This window comes from Bacillus sp. FJAT-27251 (genome assembly GCF_001273925.1).
Lineage (GTDB): Bacteria > Bacillota > Bacilli > Bacillales > Cytobacillaceae > Mesobacillus_B.
Map to the genome: position 1 here is coordinate 4,997,977 of NZ_LIGG01000001.1, position 18,077 is coordinate 5,016,053.

Consider the following 18,077-nt stretch of genomic DNA (forward strand, 5'->3'; position numbering starts at 1 on the left):
ATTTGCCAACGCACATTCTCTCTTTTTCTTCTGGCACTCCTGTCCGAACCCTCCGTCCCCTGCCCAATCCAGGTGAAAAACCTCCCGGCAAGCCGGGAGGTCACGTAATTAGTATTTAATAAGGAAGTATTTTTTCTTGCCGCGGCGGATAATCGTGAATTGGTCCTCAATCCGGTCTGCTGCGCTTAATACATAGTTTGTGTCTATCTGGCGCTCGCCGTTAATCGATACCGCCCCATTGCTTACGTCTTCCCGCGCCTGGCGTTTTGAAGGGCTGATTTTAGCCGCAACAAGAAGGTCGACCAGACCAAGTTCCTCGCCTGCAGGAGCCTCATAGGAAGGTACATCCTTGAAGCCTTGCTTAATTTCAGCGGCAGAAAGGTTTTTTACATCGCCGCTAAAGAGCGCGGCTGAAATTTTAATAGCCTGCTGCAACGCTTCCTCTCCATGGATCATCCTGGTCATTTCTTCGGCAAGGGCTTTTTGCGCCTTTCGCAGATGGGCATCTTCCTGAAGGGAAGCTTCCAATGCTTCAATTTCTTCCCTGGAAAGGAAGGTGAAGAATTTAAGGTATTTTACCACATCGGCATCGGCTGTGTTGATCCAGAATTGGTAGAACTCATATGGGGAGGTCTTTTCCGAATCAAGCCAGATGGCACCGCCCTCCGTTTTGCCAAACTTTGTTCCATCTGCCTTGGTTACGAGCGGGATTGTCAGACCATATGCTTTTGAACCTTCAGGAGCCATCTTGCGGATCAGCTCAAGGCCGGTGGTGATATTGCCCCATTGGTCACTGCCACCAATCTGCAGTTTGCACTGATGATTTTCATATAAATGAAGGAAATCCATCGCCTGAAGGATGGTGTACGTGAATTCGGTAAACGAAATCCCTGTGTCAAGACGGGAGGAAATCGTGTCCTTGGCAAGCATATAGTTGACGCCGACATGCTTCCCGAAGTCGCGCAGGAATGTCACCACGTCGAGTTTGCTGGTCCAGTCATAGTTGTTCACCAGGATGGCCCCATTTTCCCCTTCGAAATGAAAAATCTGCTGAAGCTGTTTTTGGATACCTTTTACATTTCGTTCCACATCCTCAAGCGTCTGCAGCTTTCTCTCCTCACTTTTTCCGCTCGGATCCCCGATCAGCCCTGTTGCCCCGCCGACAAGGACAATCGGACGGTGGCCGTGGTTCTGGAAACGCCTTAAGGTCAAAAACGGCAGAAGGTGCCCGATATGCATGCTGTCAGCCGTCGGATCGACACCGCAATATAACGAAATTTTTTCCTTATCCAATGTTTCAGCAAGACCTTCCTCATCTGTCTGCTGGTATACCACTCCACGCCATTTCAAATCATTCAATAATTCCATTGCGTTTTCCTCCATTACATAAAGTAAGCTCCGTTGGGTTCCTTTTCAGCCCGGAACACTCCGCAAGAAAAATAAAAAGCGCCCCTGCAATAAATGCAGGGGCGCTGTATGCGCGGTACCACCCGGCTTGAAAACAAATTGTCTTCCACTCGAAAAGATAACGGTTAGACCGTCCGCTGCTACTGATTTCCCAGCGGCGCTCGGGGAGGTAATTCATCCTTCTATTTGTACCGGCTCGCAGCCACCGCCGGCTTTCTGAAAACAGGGATAGAAGCACTACTGGATTCCCGTCAAAGCTTTTTATAATATTATTAAAGCATTTTTATCATATATTCAGGGATATTGTCAAACTGCAAGATGAAAAAATCAGGAAATTGTAAACCGCTGTCATTTCCCTTGCCGGGTTTATGCTATAATGGATGTGTTTTAGGGGGAGTGATAATGAGTCAAGAAAAACGCGGATGGAAAGATAAATTCACATCCTGGTCGGCTTTTTTTACAAATAAACGAACAGTAAAGAGCGCCAGGGTTACTTACAGTGTCGTCTGGAACCTGCTGTTGCTGTTCCTCATCATCATCGTCATCGGGGCCGGCTTTGCCGGCGGCGCAGGTGCAGGGTATTTTGCGTCACTTGTAAAGGATGAGCCAGTCCGTTCCTATGATAAGATGAAAAAAGAAATCTACAACTATGAGGAAACATCCAACTTGTTTTTTTCGGATAATGTCTACCTCGGAAAACTTCGGACCGACCTGTATCGGGAAGAAGTGCAGCTGGAGGATATTTCACAGCACCTGATCGATGCTGTCATTGCAACAGAAGATGAGTATTTTTACGAACATGACGGGGTTGTGCCCAAAGCGATCATGCGGGCCCTGTTCCAGGAAGTGACCAATTCGTCCAATTCTTCTGGAGGAAGTACGCTGACGCAGCAGCTGATAAAAAATCAAATCCTGACAAACGAGGTTTCTTTTGAAAGAAAGGCAAAGGAAATTCTGCTTGCCCTGCGCCTCGAGCGTTTTTTTGAAAAAGAGGAAATTCTTGAAGCCTACTTGAATGTTGCTACCTTCGGCCGTGATGCTTCCGGCAACAACATCGCTGGCGTCCAGGCGGCCGCAAGGGGAATTTTCGGCGTCGATGTCAAGGATCTGTCCTTGCCGCAGGCTGCATTCATTGCGGGACTGCCGCAAAGCCCATTTGGCTATACTCCTTTCAGCAGCGACCAGGGAAAGCTTAAGGAAAATTTGGAGCCCGGGCTATCGAGGATGAAAACCGTCCTTGCAAGGATGCATACAGGCGGTTTCATCACGGAGGAAGAATATAATCAAGCATCTGCCTACGATATCACAAAGGATTTTCTAAAAGAGGCAGACAGCGGAAATACAATTGAGGAATACCCGTATCTGACTTTTGAAATTGAAAGACGGGCAGTTGATATTCTGGCGGGTATCCTTGCCGAGCAGGCAGGCTATGAGCCAGAGGACTACCAAAATGACAAAGACCTTCAAAGCGAATTCCAAGCCCTTGCCGACCGGAATATGCGCCAGAGCGGGTACAATATCCATACGACGGTTAATAAGGATATCTATGACCGCATGCAGGAGGTCGCAAAGAACTTTCAGCTTTATGGAAGCAACAAAACCATCCAGGAACGCAATCCTGAAACTGGCAAGGTGGAAAACGTCACCCTGCCGGTAGAGCTCGGAGCGATCCTGATTGAAAATAAAACCGGGAAAATCATCAGTTTTGTCGGCGGACGCGACTTTAACCGGGAGCAGGAGAACCATGCCACCCAATCCAAGAGGCAAAATGGTTCGACCATGAAGCCTTTGCTTGTCTATGCTCCGGCCATGGAGCTTGGAAAGCTTCATCCTGGAAGCGTGCTTCCCGATGTTGAAGTGTACCTTAATGGACCAGGCAAGCCTTGGCCAAACAACTATGACAGAAGCTACAGTGGCCTGACATCTGCACGTTATGCCCTGACCCGGTCCTACAATGTCCCAAATGTGATTATCTATAAAAATATCGTTAATCAAAGACCGACAACTTTCCTGGAGAAGATGGGCTTCACTTCATTGAGTAAGGATGACCATACGAACCTGTCGGCGTCCATCGGCTCCATCGCGGGTGTTACCGTTGAAGAAAATGTCAACGCCTATGGAACGTTTGCCAACGGCGGGAAATTTGTTGATGCCTATATGATTGATAAAATCACCGACAAAGACGGCAATGTTATTTTTGAACACAAATCAGAGCCTGTTGATGTATTCAGTCCGCAGACTGCCTATCTGACCTATGATATGATGCGTGACGTCATTAGCCGGGGTACAGCCGCCTCCCTTAACAACCGGCTGAAATTCAGTTCGGACTGGGCGGGAAAAACCGGTACAGGGCATAATTATTATGATTCCTGGTTTGTGGCGACCAACCCGAATGTCTCGTTCGGCGTCTGGAACGGCTACGATGTGAATCTGCCATTGGAGCGAAGCTATAAAGGGGTAAGCTATGGAATGCGGAATATTTATCTATGGGCAGACCTGATGAACGCTGCCTATGATGTGGCACCTGAGCTTGTCGACCCTGACAAGCGTGTGGAAATGCCGGGCGGAATTGTCAGAAGATCCTATTGCTCTGTTTCAGGCTTGCTGCCTTCCAAAGCTTGTTCAGATGCAGGACTTGTCCAGTCGGACCTTTTTATCGCCAAGTACGCACCGACAAAGGTCGACGACAGCCTTTCGGCGAGCAGATTTGTAAGGGTTGGGGATAAACGCTACTTCGCCCTTGACTCCACACCAGGCGAATTTGTGGAAACTGGCGGAGTAACGATCGATCCAAGCTATATGGAAAGCCTCATCGGCCATAAAATTAAAAATCCATCCCAGCTTGTGCCCGGAAAAGATGCCTGGTCCAACATCCTTGTGGCCAGCTCCAAGCTGAATGAAAACGGCCGTACGCCATCTCCGCTTAAAATCAGTGCGAGTAACAAGACGATAAAGTGGAGTTCTCATGGCGATAATGATGTGGTCGGCTACCGGATATACAACAATGGCAAAAAAGTCGCGAGCATCAAGGCTGGATCATCACTTTCCTATTCTGCCGGAAATGGCTCCTTCCATGTGACGGCGGTTGATATCGCAGGCAAAGAGTCTGCCCCTTCCAATATTGTGAAGGTTGGCGAGGAGAAACCTAAGGAAAAAGTAGCAGAGAAACCAAAACAGGAGAATAAGCCAAAAGCTGAGGAAACACCAAAGCCTGCTGATGGCGAAACCCCTCCGGAAGAAGCACCTGATGATCCTGAGGAAGAAAGTTAATTATATCTTGGTGCGGAGGATGCCTCCTCCGCCTTTTATTATCAAAGACGCAAAAAAGGAACCGCGGAACGGTTCCTTTTTTGCATGGAAAGCCCATGAAGCAGGCTTCCTAGTCTTCCATCGTTGATAAATCGCCTGTCGGCAGGTCGAGCTCCCAGGCCTTTAGTACGCGGCGCATGATTTTACCGCTCCGGGTCTTCGGAAGCTTGTCACGGAAGTCGATTTCCCTTGGTGCAGCATGGGCTGCAAGGCCCTGTTTGACAAACTGGCGGATTTCTTCCTTCAGTTCATCCGACTGCTCGTAGCCGTCCCTTAAAGCGATGAATGCCTTGATAATTTCTCCCCTGACCGGGTCCGGCTTTCCAATCACTCCTGCTTCTGCCACTGCCGGATGTTCGACCAGCTTGCTTTCTACCTCGAACGGGCCAACACGCTCTCCGGATGTCATGATGACATCATCAATCCGGCCCTGGAACCAGAAATAGCCATCTTCGTCCATATAAGCGGAATCGCCTGAAACATACCAGTCGCCAGGCATGAAGTAGGATTCGTATTTCTGCTGGTTGTTCCAGATTGTATGCATCATTGAAGGCCAGCCTTTTTTAATGGCAAGGTTGCCCATGCGATAAGGCGGAAGCTCTTCGCCGCGGTCGTCGACAATTGCCGCCTTTACCCCCGGGATAGGCTTGCCCATCGAGCCAGGCTTTATTTCCATGCAAGGATAGTTGCAGATCAGCTGCGCGCCTGTTTCTGTCATCCACCAGGTATCATGGATGCGCAGGTTGAAGACCTTCATGCCCCAGCGGACCACTTCCGGATTCAGCGGCTCACCCACGCTCAGAATGTGGCGCAGGCTTGAAAGGTCAAACTTTTTGATGACTTCATCCCCTGCTCCCATCAGCATCCTGAATGCCGTAGGCGCACTGTACCAGACGGTCACACCGTATTCCTCTATCATGCTGTACCAGGTTTCCGGACTAAAGCGTCCCCCCACCACAACATTTGTTGAGCCTGTCAGCCAAGGTCCGAATATTCCATAGGAGGTGCCAGTCACCCAGCCCGGGTCTGCTGTACACCAGTAGACATCCTCTTCCTTCAGATCCAGGACCCATTTGGCCGTCTGGTAGTGCTGGATCATGGCATTATGGACATGAAGCACACCTTTTGGCGTCCCTGTTGATCCGGAAGTATAATGGAGAATCAGTCCATCATTCCGGTCGACCCATTCGATTTGAAGATTTTTGCTGGCAGCAGCCAGCTTCTTGTTAAAATCAATGAACTTTCCGGACTCTTCAATATCATTTCCTACCAGGAAAATATGCTTCAATTCCGGCAGTTCCTCCACTGGTACGCGCTTTAGAAGTTCTGGTGTTGTCACAAGGACCTTTGCCCCGCTGTCCTTCAGACGGTCACGCACCGCTCCCTCCATGAATGCTTCAAACAGCGGGCCTACAATGGCGCCAAGCTTGATGGCGCCAAGCACCGCGAAATATAGTTCCGGAGAGCGCGGCATGAAAATGAATACCCGGTCTCCCTTCTCTACATCACCATATGTTTTAAACACATTCCCTGCCTGGTTCGAATATTGTTTCATTTCCCTGTAAGTATATTTTTCCTTGCGGTTTCCCTCCTGATAAAAAAGGGCTATTTTATTTTTCCGGAACCCATCGGCATGGCGGTCGACTGCTTCATACGCCATGTTTACCTTGCCGGTATCAGACCATGTGAAGTTCTTTTCGGCCTCCTGCCAATTAAATTGGCCATACGTCTCTTCATAGTTTTGGAGATTGTGAGACCCCTTGATTACTGGTAACGCTTCCACTTTCATTCACGTGTCCCCCTTAACTCATCGTATTTAAAAAACATTATAGTATAAATATGTTATTTTCACAATTTTAAAAATTGCGGAGAATAACATTATTACAACAACTGCTTGCTTCCTGGCTGTCTTGATAAGACAGAAAATTTAGTGAAAACGCTTTTATTTTACCATTTTCATGTATAATAGAGAGGAGAATTCCTTTGGTGGTGACTGAATGGAACATAAAAAAACATACAACGCAAAAGAAGTAAAAACGGTCCATGGAAGCCTGATCATCGAGGGCCCTGTATCTTCCGAAAAAATTGCAAATCTTGAGTTCCACCATGATTTGGTTGCCTTCAGGCCTCCCGCCCAGCAGCACCAGGCCCTGATTGAGATTGCCAAGCTGCCCGAAGGCAGAATCATTATTGCCAGGCATGAGCATATGATTGTCGGCTATGTTACCTATCTGTATCCCGATCCGCTTGAGCGCTGGTCGGAAGGCGGCATGGAGGATTTGATTGAACTTGGGGCCATTGAAGTAATCCCAAAGTTCCGCGGTGCCTCCGTAGGCAAAAACCTGCTGGTCGTATCAATGATGGATGACGCAATGGAAGATTATATCATTATTACGACAGAATATTATTGGCATTGGGATTTAAAGAGCACTGGGCTGAATGTATGGGAATATCGAAAAATGATGGAAAAAATGATGAATGCGGGCGGTCTTGAATGGTATGCGACCGATGATCCCGAAATCAGTTCCCACCCGGCGAATTGCCTAATGGCAAGGATTGGAAAAAGAATTGGCCCTGAATCGGTTGAAAGATTCGATCGTTTAAGGTTCATGAACCGTTTTATGTATTGATCCTCAAAATCTATCAATCCGGCAAGGGGGAATATGATGATTGTAGAAGAAATCATGCAGAGCGACGTAAGGACGCTTAAGCCTGAAAATACGATTGAAGAAGCCTGCGACCTGATGGAGAAGAACAGGATTAGGCATTTGCCGATTGTCAATGGAAGCGGGAAGCTGGTTGGCCTCGTAACGGACCGTGATATTCGCGCTGCACTGCCTTCCATTTTCCTCCGCAAGGATGACCAGGACATACTGGCCAAACCGCTTGAAAGCTTGATGACGACTGAACTGATCACCTGCCATCCGCTGGATTTTGTCGAAGAAGTCGCAGCTTTATTCTATGAGCATAATATCGGCTGCCTTCCTGTAGTCAATGACAGGAAGCTTGTCGGCATCATAACAGAAACAGATTTGCTCCACACCCTTGTGGCCTTGACAGGAGCGCATCAGCCCGGGTCGCAAATCGAAGTGAAAGTCCCTAACAAGGCAGGAATGCTGAACAGTGTGGCTTCGATTATCAGCGCCAGGAAAGCGAACATCTCCTCTGTCCTTGTCTATCCGGACCGGCAGGATGCGAGCTATAAGATTCTTGTGTTCAGGGTCCAGACCATGAACCCCATCAGCCTGATTGATGATTTGAAAAAGGCAGGGTTCAATGTGCTATGGCCTAATCTTCCGGGGGTTTCATCATGAGCGGCAATTCCGTTTTCGTCTATTCGGAGGATTTGCTTAAATACAAATTCAGCAGCCATCACCCTTTTAACCAGCTGCGCCTGAAATTGACGCTTGACCTTCTCCAGAAGGCAGATGCCATCTCGGATGAGCAGATCATTGTTCCTCGTCCCGCAACCGAGGACGAGCTCTTTCTGATTCATGATCCTGATTATGTAAACGCTGTCAGACTTGCCGGGCATGGCCAGCTTCAGTCTGAGGCTGCGGATGGATTTGGCCTTGGAACGGACGATACCCCGATTTTTGAGAATATGCATGAAGCAAGCTCCCTGCTGGTGGGAGGAACCCTGACTGCGGTAGATCAGGTGATGACCGGCAAAGCCAGTCATGCCCTCCATCTTGGCGGCGGACTTCACCACGGATTCCGCGGTAAGGCGTCCGGCTTCTGCATCTACAATGACAGTTCAGTAGCCATCAAATACCTGCAGGAAAAATACAATGCGCGGGTCTTGTACGTGGATACGGATGCCCACCATGGGGATGGCGTGCAATGGTCCTTTTATGACGACCCGAATGTATGCACGCTCTCCATCCACGAGACAGGAAGGTACTTATTTCCCGGAACAGGAAATGTGAACGAACGCGGTCAGGGAAAAGGCTATGGTTATTCCTTCAACATTCCGGTCGATGCGTTTACGGAAGATGGGTCCTGGCTTGATGCGTACCGGCAGGCGGTTACTGAAGTGGCTGAGTTCTTTAAGCCTGACGTCATCCTCACCCAAAATGGTGCGGATTCCCATTATTACGATCCGCTGACACATCTCTCGGCAACGATGAAAATATACCGGGAGATTCCCAAGCTGGCCCACCAGATTGCCCACCAATATTGCGGCGGCAAATGGATTGCCGTCGGCGGCGGCGGCTATGATATATGGCGGGTGGTGCCGCGCGCCTGGGCGCTGATCTGGATGGAAATGACCGAAAACCCGAATTGCCATGGCGTTCTCCCCGAGAAATGGATCCAGGAATGGCAATCTAAAGCCGATGTGCCGCTTCCAAAGGAATGGGAGGATCCGGATGGGATATATCAGCCCATTCCCCGGAAACAGGAAATCACCGAAAAAAACAGCCAGACACTTGAAAAGGCACTCTATCCAATCAGAAGCCAGAAAAAGGCGGAGGAATCGGATCCAAGGGAAGAGGCTCCACGAAAACAATAAAAGAAGACCGCAATGAATGCGGCCTTTTTTTATTATTTAGTTGACTGCCTGTATTCTATCCTGTGCGGCAGGAGAACTGTTTGATCTTCTACCGTCTCCTTGTTCATCAGTTTAGTCAGGAGCCTCATCGCAACTGCGCCGATATCGTATAAAGGCTGGACAATCGTTGTCAGCTGGGGACGGACCATCAGGGCCAGCCTTGTATTGTCAGAGCTGATCACCTCAAAGTCTTCCGGCACTTTATATCCGCGGTCCACTGCACCGTGTACAACACCAAGTGCCATTTCATCGGAACCTACGATGACAGCTGAAGGCTTTTCTGGCACCTCAAGAAGCTTTTCCAGCGCCTCCAGGCCTGAATCATACGTATAATCGCCTTCAATCACCAAATCCTCTTCATAGCCAAGCCCTGCCTCTTCAAGCGCACGCTTGTAACCGGCCAGCTTCTTCTCCGTATTGATTGGTTCATGGAGCGGTCCAACCACAAAGGCGATTCTTTCATGCCCTTTTTCCACCATGGCCTGAACGGCATCAAATGTTGCCTGCTCATAGTCGATATTGACAGTCGGAACGCTCTCCGAACTTTCAATTGATCCGGCAAGAACAATCGGCACAGGAGATTTTTTAAATTCGTCCACATGTTCTTCCGTTATATTGCCGCCCATGAAAACTATGCCGTCCACTTGCTTGCCAAGCATTGTATTCAATAGGTGAAGCTCTTTTTCCTTATTCTGGTCAGAACTGCTGAGGATGATATTGTATTTATACATGGTGGCAATATCCTCGATTCCTCTGGCTAGTTCCGCAAAAAATGGGGACGAGATATCGGGAATGATAACTCCTACCGTTGTTGTCTTTTTGCTTGCCAACCCTCTTGCCACTGCGTTAGGGCGATACCCCAGCCTTTCAATGACTTCGAGAACCTTTTTCCTGGTCACCGGTTTTACATTCGGATTGCCATTGACAACCCGGGAAACCGTTGCCATCGATACATTCGCTTCCCTTGCGACATCGTATATTGTTATATTCATGAATTCCACTCCTTACATTCCGGCACATATCTTTTCTGTTAGTTTACAGCATAATCAACAATATTAAACATTTTTGAGATTGTGATTATATGTACAAGAATAATCCTGTTATTAATCATACGATATCCACGCCATTCCCGCAATCTGAAGGGGGGTTTTTTTCAGAAAATGCCCATATATTTTGCATAAAATCAACATCATATGATTAATATCCTATTCCTGCAAGAAAAAACCTCCCCTGGTTTAAAAAAGGGGAGGTGCTCATTGTAATATTAGATTTGGACAAAAGAGGATGCACGAAGAGAGCTGACAAACTCATCGAACTGCTTAAGATCCATTTGCTGCGCGTTGTCTGACAGGGCTACAGCCGGATCCGGATGTACTTCTGCCATTACGCCGTCCGCTCCAATAGCCAAGGCTGCCTTCGCAGTTGGAAGAAGCAGGTCCCTTCTTCCTGTGGAATGGGTAACGTCCACCATGACAGGGAGATGCGTTTCCTGTTTAAGGATAGGAACCGCTGAGATATCGAGCGTGTTTCTGGTAGCTTTTTCATAAGTGCGGATCCCGCGCTCACAAAGAATGATCTGTCCATTCCCTTGGGACATAATGTATTCAGCTGCATTGATGAACTCTTCGATGGTGGCTGACAGGCCTCTCTTCAGGAGAACAGGCTTGTTGACTGCACCTGCTGCTTTTAAAAGCTCAAAGTTCTGCATGTTGCGCGCACCGATTTGGATGACATCGATATAGTCAACGGCCGTTTCAATATCGTTCGGGTGGACGATTTCACTGATGACAGCCATATCATATTCGTCTGCTACCCTTTTAAGAATCTTTAAGCCTTCGAGGCCAAGTCCCTGAAAGTCGTAAGGAGATGTCCTTGGTTTATAAGCGCCTCCGCGAAGCAGCCTGAAACCTTTTTCTTTGACTGCTGCCGCCACAGTTGCAACCTGCTCATATGATTCAACCGAACATGGTCCGAAAACAAACTGCTGGCTGCCATCGCCAATCTTAACACCTTTCACATCGATGACGGTATTGTCCGGCTTTTTCTTGCGTGAGACAAGAAGCGCTTTGCGGTGGTCATCCTCCTGAAGCTCCAGGCCCGCCTTGAAAATTTGCTTGAAGATATGTTCAACCGTGGAGTTTTCAAACGGTCCGTCATTATTTTCCTTGATTAGGTCAAGCATGTGGCGTTCACGGACAGGATCGTAACGGTAAACCCCCTGCGTCTCTTTCGCCTTGCCAATTTCCTGTACAAGCAGGGCTCTCTCATTGATTAGGGAAAGCAGCTCCAGATTTAATTCATCCACGCGCTTTCTTAGTTGGTCCAGCTTTTCATTGCTCATTATCGTCCCGTCCCTTCGAATTTAGTTATCAGAATCTTACTGCTTTTTTATATTAGGGTTATTATATATGAATTAGTAAGGATTGTCACGAACTTCTTTATTAATTAAACGCTTTTAAGCACTAAAGTAACAGAAATTAAAGATAATTTCCTATGTAAATGATGAATCCAGGAACGTGCAAAAAAACATCCATGGAAGCCATGGATGTTTATTTATTCTCCTGTACAGCTTCAGCCAGGGACTTTTTCGTGACTTTCCAATGGGAGGCATGCCAGGATACATTGGAGTTGGAAAAAAGAATAGCCTGCGGGGACTCATGCTTAATATGAAACTTTTCGGCAATATGATTGGATAATGGTCTTGCTTCCTGCACCGCCAAATAGTAACATGGAACCGCGCTGCCTGCAGAGAAGCTTTCGTATTCATCATATGCCGCCTGGCTTATTGGGCAGGTCAGGCTGTGTTTGACCATCAGGAATGTTGCCCCACCTTCGGTAAGCTTGTCAAATTCCTCAATTGAGCTGATTTTATTCACCATAGTCACTCCTCGAAAATTTCTGTTTATTATAAAAACAAGCGGTGAAGCAATTCTATCACTTCACCGCCTGCAAATACAACTTTACTGATTCAGTTTGTCTTCTGTTTCATCAAAAGCTGCCTGTGTTTCCTGCAGCTTTCGCTGGATTTCCTCGTTGGTGGCCGTGTGTGTCTGCTCCATGCTGCTGGTTTCAGCCATTGAAGTAGCCACATTCTCCAAATCGCCTTCAGGTCCCTCATTCTGGCCTTGGTCCTGTTTCCCTTTTACTTTGCTGACCAAGTCTGAGGATTGCTGGGAAACGGTCTGTGCAAGCGAGTTGGCCTTTTCCTTCGCTGTGGAAGCAAGTTCGCTGCTCTTCGTCATGGCTTTGTCCTTCTGCTCATTCAGGGTCGTGCGCAATTCCTTGCCTGACTTCGGCGTCAAAAACAAGGCGGCCGCAGCCCCTGCAAGGCCTCCAATAATGGCTCCAATCATGAAATCGCGTGAATTCGTGCCGGAATCATTCCGTGCGTTTAATTCTCTTCCGCTAACTTCTCTTCCGTTAAGTTCTCTTCCATTGAATTCCCTGTTTGTCATGGTATCATCACCTCTTCTATTAATATCTTTGTCTTTCTTGCCCTCTGGCAAGGACTCTCTCATGCTCTCGCTCCTGCTCTTTGGCAATGAGCCTCTCCCGTTCCCTGGCCAGGCTGCGCTCGCGCTCCTGCTCCCTGGCAAGGACTCTTTCGCCTTCGAGCTGGTGGCTGATGGGGCTTGTCTTTCTGGATTTCCACTTGTCCTTCAGTTCAAGGAAAACATTTCCCCATTGAACTACTTGCGAAATCTTGTCCTGGTTCTTATCGATTTGGCTGTCTACCATAGTGCTGATCGTATGGATCGACTGGTTAAACCTTTGTACAGAATTGCCGACATCTTTAACGGCTGTTACCACTGTGTTCAGGCTTTCGGATTTTTGTTGGATATCGTCAGCCAGCGTGTTGGTTTTATGTAGCAACACGGTTGTCTCCCGGGTAACCCCGTCAAGCTGCCTCTCCAGGCCAGTGAGCGTATTGGCAACGCTGTCCAGCGTCATCTGCAATGATTTTAACGTTTTCGCCAGGTAAATGACCAGTACCAGAAAAGCGACGGCTGCCAAGGCAGCACTTAAATAAAGAATGATTTCCATTGTATGCACCTCCGTTTAGCTTACAGTCTTTTTACCCTGACATGTGGAATGTAAAACACTTGTGTTCTTATGTATTCTTCTTCATCGTTCCCAATTCCTTCCCTCTTTATCATAAGGATTACTTTAGGAAAAAACCAGACCATGAGGTACAATAATACTGTGTTTTTTAAACAATAACCTGGAGGGATGCACATGAAAGACCCGCGTATTGCCAAATTGGCCAAGAATTTAATCAACTATTCCGTTAAGCTTCAAAAAGGGGAAAAAGTGCTGATTGAAAATTTCGGTCTGCAGCGCGAACTCGTTACGGCGCTGGTGAAAGAAGCTTATGAAGCTGGCGGCTACCCTTTTGTCCTTCTTAAAGACCATCAGGTAGACAGGGCCCTCCTGCTGGGCGCCCAGGAAGAACAGTTTAATATGATGGCCGGGTTCGAAGCGAATGTAATGGCCAAAATGGATGCCTATATCGGGCTTCGCTCTGGAGACAATATCAATGAGCATGCCGACGTTCCCGATGATAAAATAAAAATTCATGGCAGTACGATTGGCAAAAAGGTACATAGGGACATCCGGGTCCCAAAAACAAAATGGGTGGTTCTCCGCTACCCGACTTCTTCAATGGCACAGCTGGCCAAAATGAGCACAGAAGCCTTTGAAGACTTTTATTTCAATGTATGCAACCTGGACTATGGCAAAATGGACAAAGCGATGGACGCGCTTGTCGAACTGATGGAGAAGACGGATAAAGTCAGGATTACCGGCCCTGGTACAGACCTCAGCTTCTCCATCAAGGATATTCCGGCCATAAAATGCGCCGGCGAGATGAATATCCCTGATGGGGAGGTATACACCGCCCCGGTGCGGGAGTCTGTCAACGGAACCATCACCTACAACACTCCATCTCCATATCAGGGTTTCACTTTTGAAAATGTCTCCCTTACCTTCAAGGATGGAAAGATTGTCGAAGCATCAGCCAACGACAGTGAGCGCATCAACAAAATATTTGACACGGATGAAGGTGCACGCTATATAGGCGAATTCGCCATCGGCGTCAATCCTTACATCCAGACGCCAATGCAGGATATCCTGTTTGATGAAAAAATAGATGGAAGTTTTCATTTTACTCCTGGGCAGAGTTATGACAATGCCTACAATGGAAACCATTCAAACATCCACTGGGACATGGTCAACATCCAGCGGCCGGAATACGGCGGCGGTGAAATCTATTTCGATGATGTCCTGATTCGCAAAGACGGACGGTTTGTCATTGGTGAACTCGAAGCACTAAATCCGGAAAACCTTAAATAGGAATAAAAAAAGGCATCGATTTGGGAAATCGATGCCTTTTTAAATGGATGCCATGTAAGATTACTACACTTTTAGTGTATCTTCATAGGCTTGCTGGAATTTCTGGATATCCCCGGCTCCCATAAAGACGATTACGGCATTTTCATGCTTTTGCAGCACGGCAGTATCCTCTTCGGAGATGGTTTCTGCGCCTTCCACTTTTTGCCGAAGGTCTTCAATGGACAGCTTTCCGTGGTTTTCCCTGGCAGAGCCAAAGATTTCACACAAATAAACCTTATCCGCCTGGCTCAGGCTGTCTGCAAACTCCTGCAGGAAGGTTTGCGTCCTTGTGAACGTATGCGGCTGGAAAACCGCAATGATGTCGCGGTCAGGATACTTCTGGTTTGCCGCATCAATGGTCGCCTTGATTTCGGTAGGGTGGTGCGCATAGTCGTCAATGATCACCTGACCGCCAATTTCCTTCTGGGAGAAGCGGCGTTTTACACCCTCGAATGTCTTTAATTGCTCCTCAATGATCTTTGCATCAATTCCTTCATAATTGCAGAGGCCAATTACTGCAAGTGCATTAAGGACATTATGGTCGCCATATGTCGGAATGGAGAAAGTATGATAAAACGTATTTCTCACAAATACATCAAAGGTCGTTCCTTCTGTCGACTTCACGACGTTGCGGGCTTGAAAATCGTTTTCCTCGGCAAATCCGTAGAAAACCACGGGAACTTTTGCCTGGATTTTTTGAAGCTGTTCATCATCGCCACAGGCAAAAATACCTTTTTTCACTTGCCATGCCATTTCCTGAAAAGCAGAAAATACATCTTCGATATTCGCGAAGTAGTCAGGATGGTCAAAATCGATATTCGTCATGATGGCATAGTCAGGAAAGTAGGATAAGAAATGGCGACGATATTCACATGCTTCAAACACAAAATATTCGGCGGCCCTGTCCCCTTTTCCGGTACCGTCCCCAATAAGGAAAGAAGTTGGCTTTCCACCCTTCATCACGTGTGCGAGAAGACCTGTAGTCGATGTTTTCCCGTGAGCGCCAGTGACCGCCACACTGATGAAATTCTCCATGAATTCACCAAGGAAGCGGTGGTATCGAACAACCGGAAGGTTCAGTTCCCGGGCTCGTTCGATTTCTTCATGCGTGTCCGGATAAGCATTACCGGCGATGATGGACATCCCTGGCTGTATGTTTTCCTTGTCAAACGGAAGGATCTTTATTCCGGATTGTTCAAGGGCGTACTGGGTGAAAAACTGTTTCTCGACATCAGAGCCCTGTACCTGGTAGCCCATATCATGGAGAACCTGAGCCAACGCGCTCATTCCAGACCCCTTTATACCTACAAAATGGTAAATAGTCATATAAAGAACCTCCAACAAACGTCTGTATGTAACACAGTATATGACAGTAAGATTGTTTTGCTCACGCCGGGCCAAAAGGAGCCCGGCTGTGGCTGTTTTGGATATTAAAGTATTATATCACTTTCAATATCCAATTTCTATTTTGCTGAATACTTAATTATATACCCCAAACTGTGCAATAATCAGGATACCATCATTTACGCTAAAGTACTAGTCTCCTGAAAAGATTCAAGATCGCTGGCAGAAATGAGGACATCCCTCGGTTTGCTGCCCCGCGCTTCTGAAATGAAGCCATGCTGCTCCATCATATCAATCAGCCTTGCCGCCCGGTTGTAGCCAACCTTGAAGCGCCTCTGAATGCTGGATGTTGAAGCTCCTCCGTGCTCAATTACAAAGGAACACGCTTCGATAAAAAGTTCGTCTTCTTCTTCAGTGAGCTGCGACTTCCTCAGCAGTTCATCTTGTTCAAACAAATATTCCGGCGTGCGCTGTTTACGCACAAAAGCAACAACCTCATCAATTTCGTGATCAGAAACAAATGTGCCCTGAAGCCTGTATGGCTTGGAAGAGCCGTTCTCAAGGAAAAGCATATCCCCTTTGCCGAGAAGCTTTTCTGCTCCGCTAATATCGATGATGGTCCTTGAATCCACCTGGGACGATACTGAAAATGCCACTCTTGTTGGAACATTCGCCTTGATCAGGCCGGTAATGACATCAACGGAAGGCCTTTGTGTTGCAATGATCAAGTGGATTCCGCAGGCCCTCGCTTTTTGGGCAATTCGGCAAATGGCTTCTTCGACATCCGCCGGAGACATCATCATCAAGTCTGCAAGCTCATCAATGATAATTACGATGTAAGGAAGTTTATCATGATAACGATTATGCTCCAAGGCCAGCTCATTGAATCTGCCAATATCCCTGACCCCTGTATGCGCGAATAATTCATAGCGCCTTTCCATCTCGTCCACAGCCCACTTTAAAGAAGCAGTAGCTGCTTTCACATCGGTTATGACCGGACTGACGAGATGCGGTATATGATTATAAGGGGCCAATTCAACCATCTTCGGATCAATCAACAGCAGTTTTACATCATCTGGATGGGCTTTGTATAAAAGACTGACCAGCATGGTATTGATACACACACTTTTTCCTGATCCGGTTGCTCCGGCAATCAATCCGTGAGGCATTTTCTTGAGGTCCGTCACAATCGGCGAACCGGCAATATCAAGGCCCAGGGCAACAGCCAAAGGAGATTCTGTTGATTTGAATCCGCTTGTCTGCAGTATCTCGCTGATTAGCACCGGTCTGCTGGCAGCATTTGGAACCTCGATCCCAATTGTATGTTTCCCGGGAATAGGAGCCTCAATGCGGATATCTTTTGCCGCAAGGCTCAATTTAATATCATCTGATAGATTGGTAATCTTGTTAACCTTCACACCTGGTTCAGGCTGCACCTCAAACCGGGTAACAGCGGGCCCTTGGGTAACATTGACAACCCTTGCGCCTACATTGAAGTTTTTCAGTGTTTCATTGAGCAGATGCTCCTGATGCTGCAGCCAATCCTGACTGGTTGCGGCAATGACAGGCGGCTTCAGAAGATCGAGCGGCGGGAATTCATATGCCCGGGGTGTTTCTTTTACACTATTCGGTGCCGATTGCCCAATTATGTCCTTGTCTTGAATGATTGATGTTTCAACAGCGGCTGTAACCGGAGCCTGCTCCTCTTTTTTCCGGTTTTCCAGTTTGCGCTTATCCTGTTTTAGCATCAAGACATTGAATGGTAAATGGCGTTTCGGCGGTTGTGGGGCATTTTCCCCGACAGCCTGAGGTTCCTCTTCCATGGATGGTGATTCTGCTGCCTGGTTTGCTGCAATCACTCCTGTTTTCCCTAAATTCGGACTCTCAAACGTTTCTTGCTCGCTTTCTTTATCCGCAGCTCCCAGCTGTGGCAGAGCCTCGAATTCAGGCACTTCATCAGGCTCCTGTTCCCGGATGAAATCCAGCTTTTCCTCCGGTTCTTGTTCCCGGATGATTTCCGGCTTTTCTTCCGGTTCCTGTTCCAGGATGATTTCCGTTTTCTCCTCCGGCTCCT

At 47.6% G+C, this 18,077-nt stretch carries 14 protein-coding genes and 1 other annotated feature; of the genes, 5 read left to right on the forward strand and 9 right to left on the reverse strand.

Features of this window, described 5'->3' with window-relative positions:
• Nucleotides 1-108: 108 nt before the first annotated feature.
• Nucleotides 109-1,368: a tyrosine--tRNA ligase gene (gene tyrS, locus ADU22_RS23670; protein ID WP_053364366.1), complete on the reverse strand. Its 1,260-nt coding sequence runs from the start codon at nucleotides 1,366-1,368 to the stop codon at nucleotides 109-111.
• A gap of 94 nt (nucleotides 1,369-1,462) precedes the next feature.
• Nucleotides 1,463-1,671, reverse strand: a binding site (T-box leader).
• A 138-nt stretch (nucleotides 1,672-1,809) separates the two neighbouring features.
• Between tyrS and ADU22_RS23680 the strand changes: the two genes are divergently transcribed.
• Nucleotides 1,810-4,677: a transglycosylase domain-containing protein gene (locus ADU22_RS23680; protein ID WP_053364368.1), complete on the forward strand. Its 2,868-nt coding sequence runs from the start codon at nucleotides 1,810-1,812 to the stop codon at nucleotides 4,675-4,677.
• A 109-nt stretch (nucleotides 4,678-4,786) separates the two neighbouring features.
• On the opposite strand, the gene acsA is transcribed toward ADU22_RS23680, so the two are convergent.
• Nucleotides 4,787-6,505: an acetate--CoA ligase gene (gene acsA / locus ADU22_RS23685; RefSeq protein WP_053364369.1), complete on the reverse strand. Its 1,719-nt coding sequence runs from the start codon at nucleotides 6,503-6,505 to the stop codon at nucleotides 4,787-4,789.
• Nucleotides 6,506-6,713: 208 nt separating this feature from the next.
• On the opposite strand from acsA, the gene ADU22_RS23690 reads away from it, so the two are divergent.
• The 3 genes from ADU22_RS23690 to ADU22_RS23700 are packed head-to-tail and all read left to right on the forward strand — an operon-like array spanning nucleotide 6,714 to nucleotide 9,229.
• The gene (locus ADU22_RS23690) at nucleotides 6,714-7,346 is read left to right on the forward strand and encodes a GNAT family N-acetyltransferase (RefSeq protein WP_053364370.1); all 633 of its coding nucleotides are present in this window, start codon (nucleotides 6,714-6,716) and stop codon (nucleotides 7,344-7,346) included.
• A 36-nt stretch (nucleotides 7,347-7,382) separates the two neighbouring features.
• Nucleotides 7,383-8,030 carry an acetoin utilization AcuB family protein gene (locus tag ADU22_RS23695; protein WP_053364371.1) on the forward strand — a complete coding sequence of 216 codons (648 nt, stop codon included), beginning with the start codon at nucleotides 7,383-7,385 and terminating at the stop codon, nucleotides 8,028-8,030.
• Nucleotides 8,027-9,229, forward strand: coding sequence for an acetoin utilization protein AcuC (locus tag ADU22_RS23700; RefSeq protein ID WP_053364372.1), 1,203 nt, complete (start codon nucleotides 8,027-8,029; stop codon nucleotides 9,227-9,229). Before ADU22_RS23695 ends, ADU22_RS23700 begins: the two co-directional genes overlap by 4 nt.
• Nucleotides 9,230-9,261: 32 nt before the next feature.
• On the opposite strand, the gene ccpA is transcribed toward ADU22_RS23700, so the two are convergent.
• The 5 genes from ccpA to ADU22_RS23725 all read right to left on the reverse strand — a co-directional run bounded on the left by ccpA (nucleotide 9,262) and on the right by ADU22_RS23725 (nucleotide 13,312).
• Nucleotides 9,262-10,260 (reverse strand): catabolite control protein A, encoded by a 999-nt coding sequence (gene ccpA / locus ADU22_RS23705; RefSeq protein ID WP_053364373.1) that lies wholly within the window; start codon nucleotides 10,258-10,260, stop codon nucleotides 9,262-9,264.
• Nucleotides 10,261-10,532: 272 nt separating this feature from the next.
• Complete coding sequence (locus tag ADU22_RS23710; RefSeq protein WP_053364374.1) at nucleotides 10,533-11,609, reverse strand: bifunctional 3-deoxy-7-phosphoheptulonate synthase/chorismate mutase; 1,077 nt, start codon at nucleotides 11,607-11,609, stop codon at nucleotides 10,533-10,535.
• A 208-nt stretch (nucleotides 11,610-11,817) separates the two neighbouring features.
• A complete protein-coding gene (ytxJ, locus tag ADU22_RS23715) occupies nucleotides 11,818-12,147 on the reverse strand; it encodes a bacillithiol system redox-active protein YtxJ (RefSeq protein ID WP_156324420.1) in 330 nt (109 codons plus the stop codon).
• A gap of 81 nt (nucleotides 12,148-12,228) precedes the next feature.
• The gene (locus tag ADU22_RS23720) at nucleotides 12,229-12,786 is read right to left on the reverse strand and encodes a YtxH domain-containing protein (RefSeq protein WP_231687935.1); all 558 of its coding nucleotides are present in this window, start codon (nucleotides 12,784-12,786) and stop codon (nucleotides 12,229-12,231) included.
• A complete protein-coding gene (locus ADU22_RS23725) occupies nucleotides 12,743-13,312 on the reverse strand; it encodes a DUF948 domain-containing protein (RefSeq protein WP_053364375.1) in 570 nt (189 codons plus the stop codon). The genes ADU22_RS23720 and ADU22_RS23725 overlap by 44 nt, the downstream gene beginning before the upstream one ends.
• A gap of 192 nt (nucleotides 13,313-13,504) precedes the next feature.
• On the opposite strand from ADU22_RS23725, the gene ADU22_RS23730 reads away from it, so the two are divergent.
• Nucleotides 13,505-14,620 (forward strand): aminopeptidase, encoded by a 1,116-nt coding sequence (locus ADU22_RS23730; RefSeq protein ID WP_053364376.1) that lies wholly within the window; start codon nucleotides 13,505-13,507, stop codon nucleotides 14,618-14,620.
• A 63-nt stretch (nucleotides 14,621-14,683) separates the two neighbouring features.
• Here ADU22_RS23730 and murC read toward each other — a convergent pair whose 3' ends face one another.
• Both murC and ADU22_RS23740 read right to left on the reverse strand, forming a co-directional pair.
• Nucleotides 14,684-15,985 (reverse strand): UDP-N-acetylmuramate--L-alanine ligase, encoded by a 1,302-nt coding sequence (gene murC, locus ADU22_RS23735; RefSeq protein ID WP_053364377.1) that lies wholly within the window; start codon nucleotides 15,983-15,985, stop codon nucleotides 14,684-14,686.
• Between the two features lie 197 nt (nucleotides 15,986-16,182).
• Nucleotides 16,183-18,077: DNA translocase FtsK (locus ADU22_RS23740; RefSeq protein WP_231687936.1), on the reverse strand; the 1,895-nt coding region annotated here is incomplete at its 5' end.

Bases quoted from the DNA above. Each gene is read 5' to 3' on its own strand.
- murC (WP_053364377.1), bottom strand. From the start codon at position 15,985: ATGACTATTTACCATTTTGTAGGTATAAAGGGGTCTGGAATGAGCGCG.
- ADU22_RS23700 (WP_053364372.1), top strand. From the start codon at position 8,027: ATGAGCGGCAATTCCGTTTTCGTCTATTCGGAGGATTTGCTTAAATAC.
- ADU22_RS23710 (WP_053364374.1), bottom strand. From the start codon at position 11,609: ATGAGCAATGAAAAGCTGGACCAACTAAGAAAGCGCGTGGATGAATTA.
- ADU22_RS23695 (WP_053364371.1), top strand. From the start codon at position 7,383: ATGATTGTAGAAGAAATCATGCAGAGCGACGTAAGGACGCTTAAGCCT.
- ADU22_RS23725 (WP_053364375.1), bottom strand. From the start codon at position 13,312: ATGGAAATCATTCTTTATTTAAGTGCTGCCTTGGCAGCCGTCGCTTTT.
- ADU22_RS23730 (WP_053364376.1), top strand. From the start codon at position 13,505: ATGAAAGACCCGCGTATTGCCAAATTGGCCAAGAATTTAATCAACTAT.
- ADU22_RS23720 (WP_231687935.1), bottom strand. From the start codon at position 12,786: ATGAGAGAGTCCTTGCCAGAGGGCAAGAAAGACAAAGATATTAATAGA.
- acsA (WP_053364369.1), bottom strand. From the start codon at position 6,505: ATGAAAGTGGAAGCGTTACCAGTAATCAAGGGGTCTCACAATCTCCAA.
- ytxJ (WP_156324420.1), bottom strand. From the start codon at position 12,147: ATGGTGAATAAAATCAGCTCAATTGAGGAATTTGACAAGCTTACCGAA.
- ccpA (WP_053364373.1), bottom strand. From the start codon at position 10,260: ATGAATATAACAATATACGATGTCGCAAGGGAAGCGAATGTATCGATG.
- tyrS (WP_053364366.1), bottom strand. From the start codon at position 1,368: ATGGAATTATTGAATGATTTGAAATGGCGTGGAGTGGTATACCAGCAG.
- ADU22_RS23680 (WP_053364368.1), top strand. From the start codon at position 1,810: ATGAGTCAAGAAAAACGCGGATGGAAAGATAAATTCACATCCTGGTCG.
- ADU22_RS23690 (WP_053364370.1), top strand. From the start codon at position 6,714: ATGGAACATAAAAAAACATACAACGCAAAAGAAGTAAAAACGGTCCAT.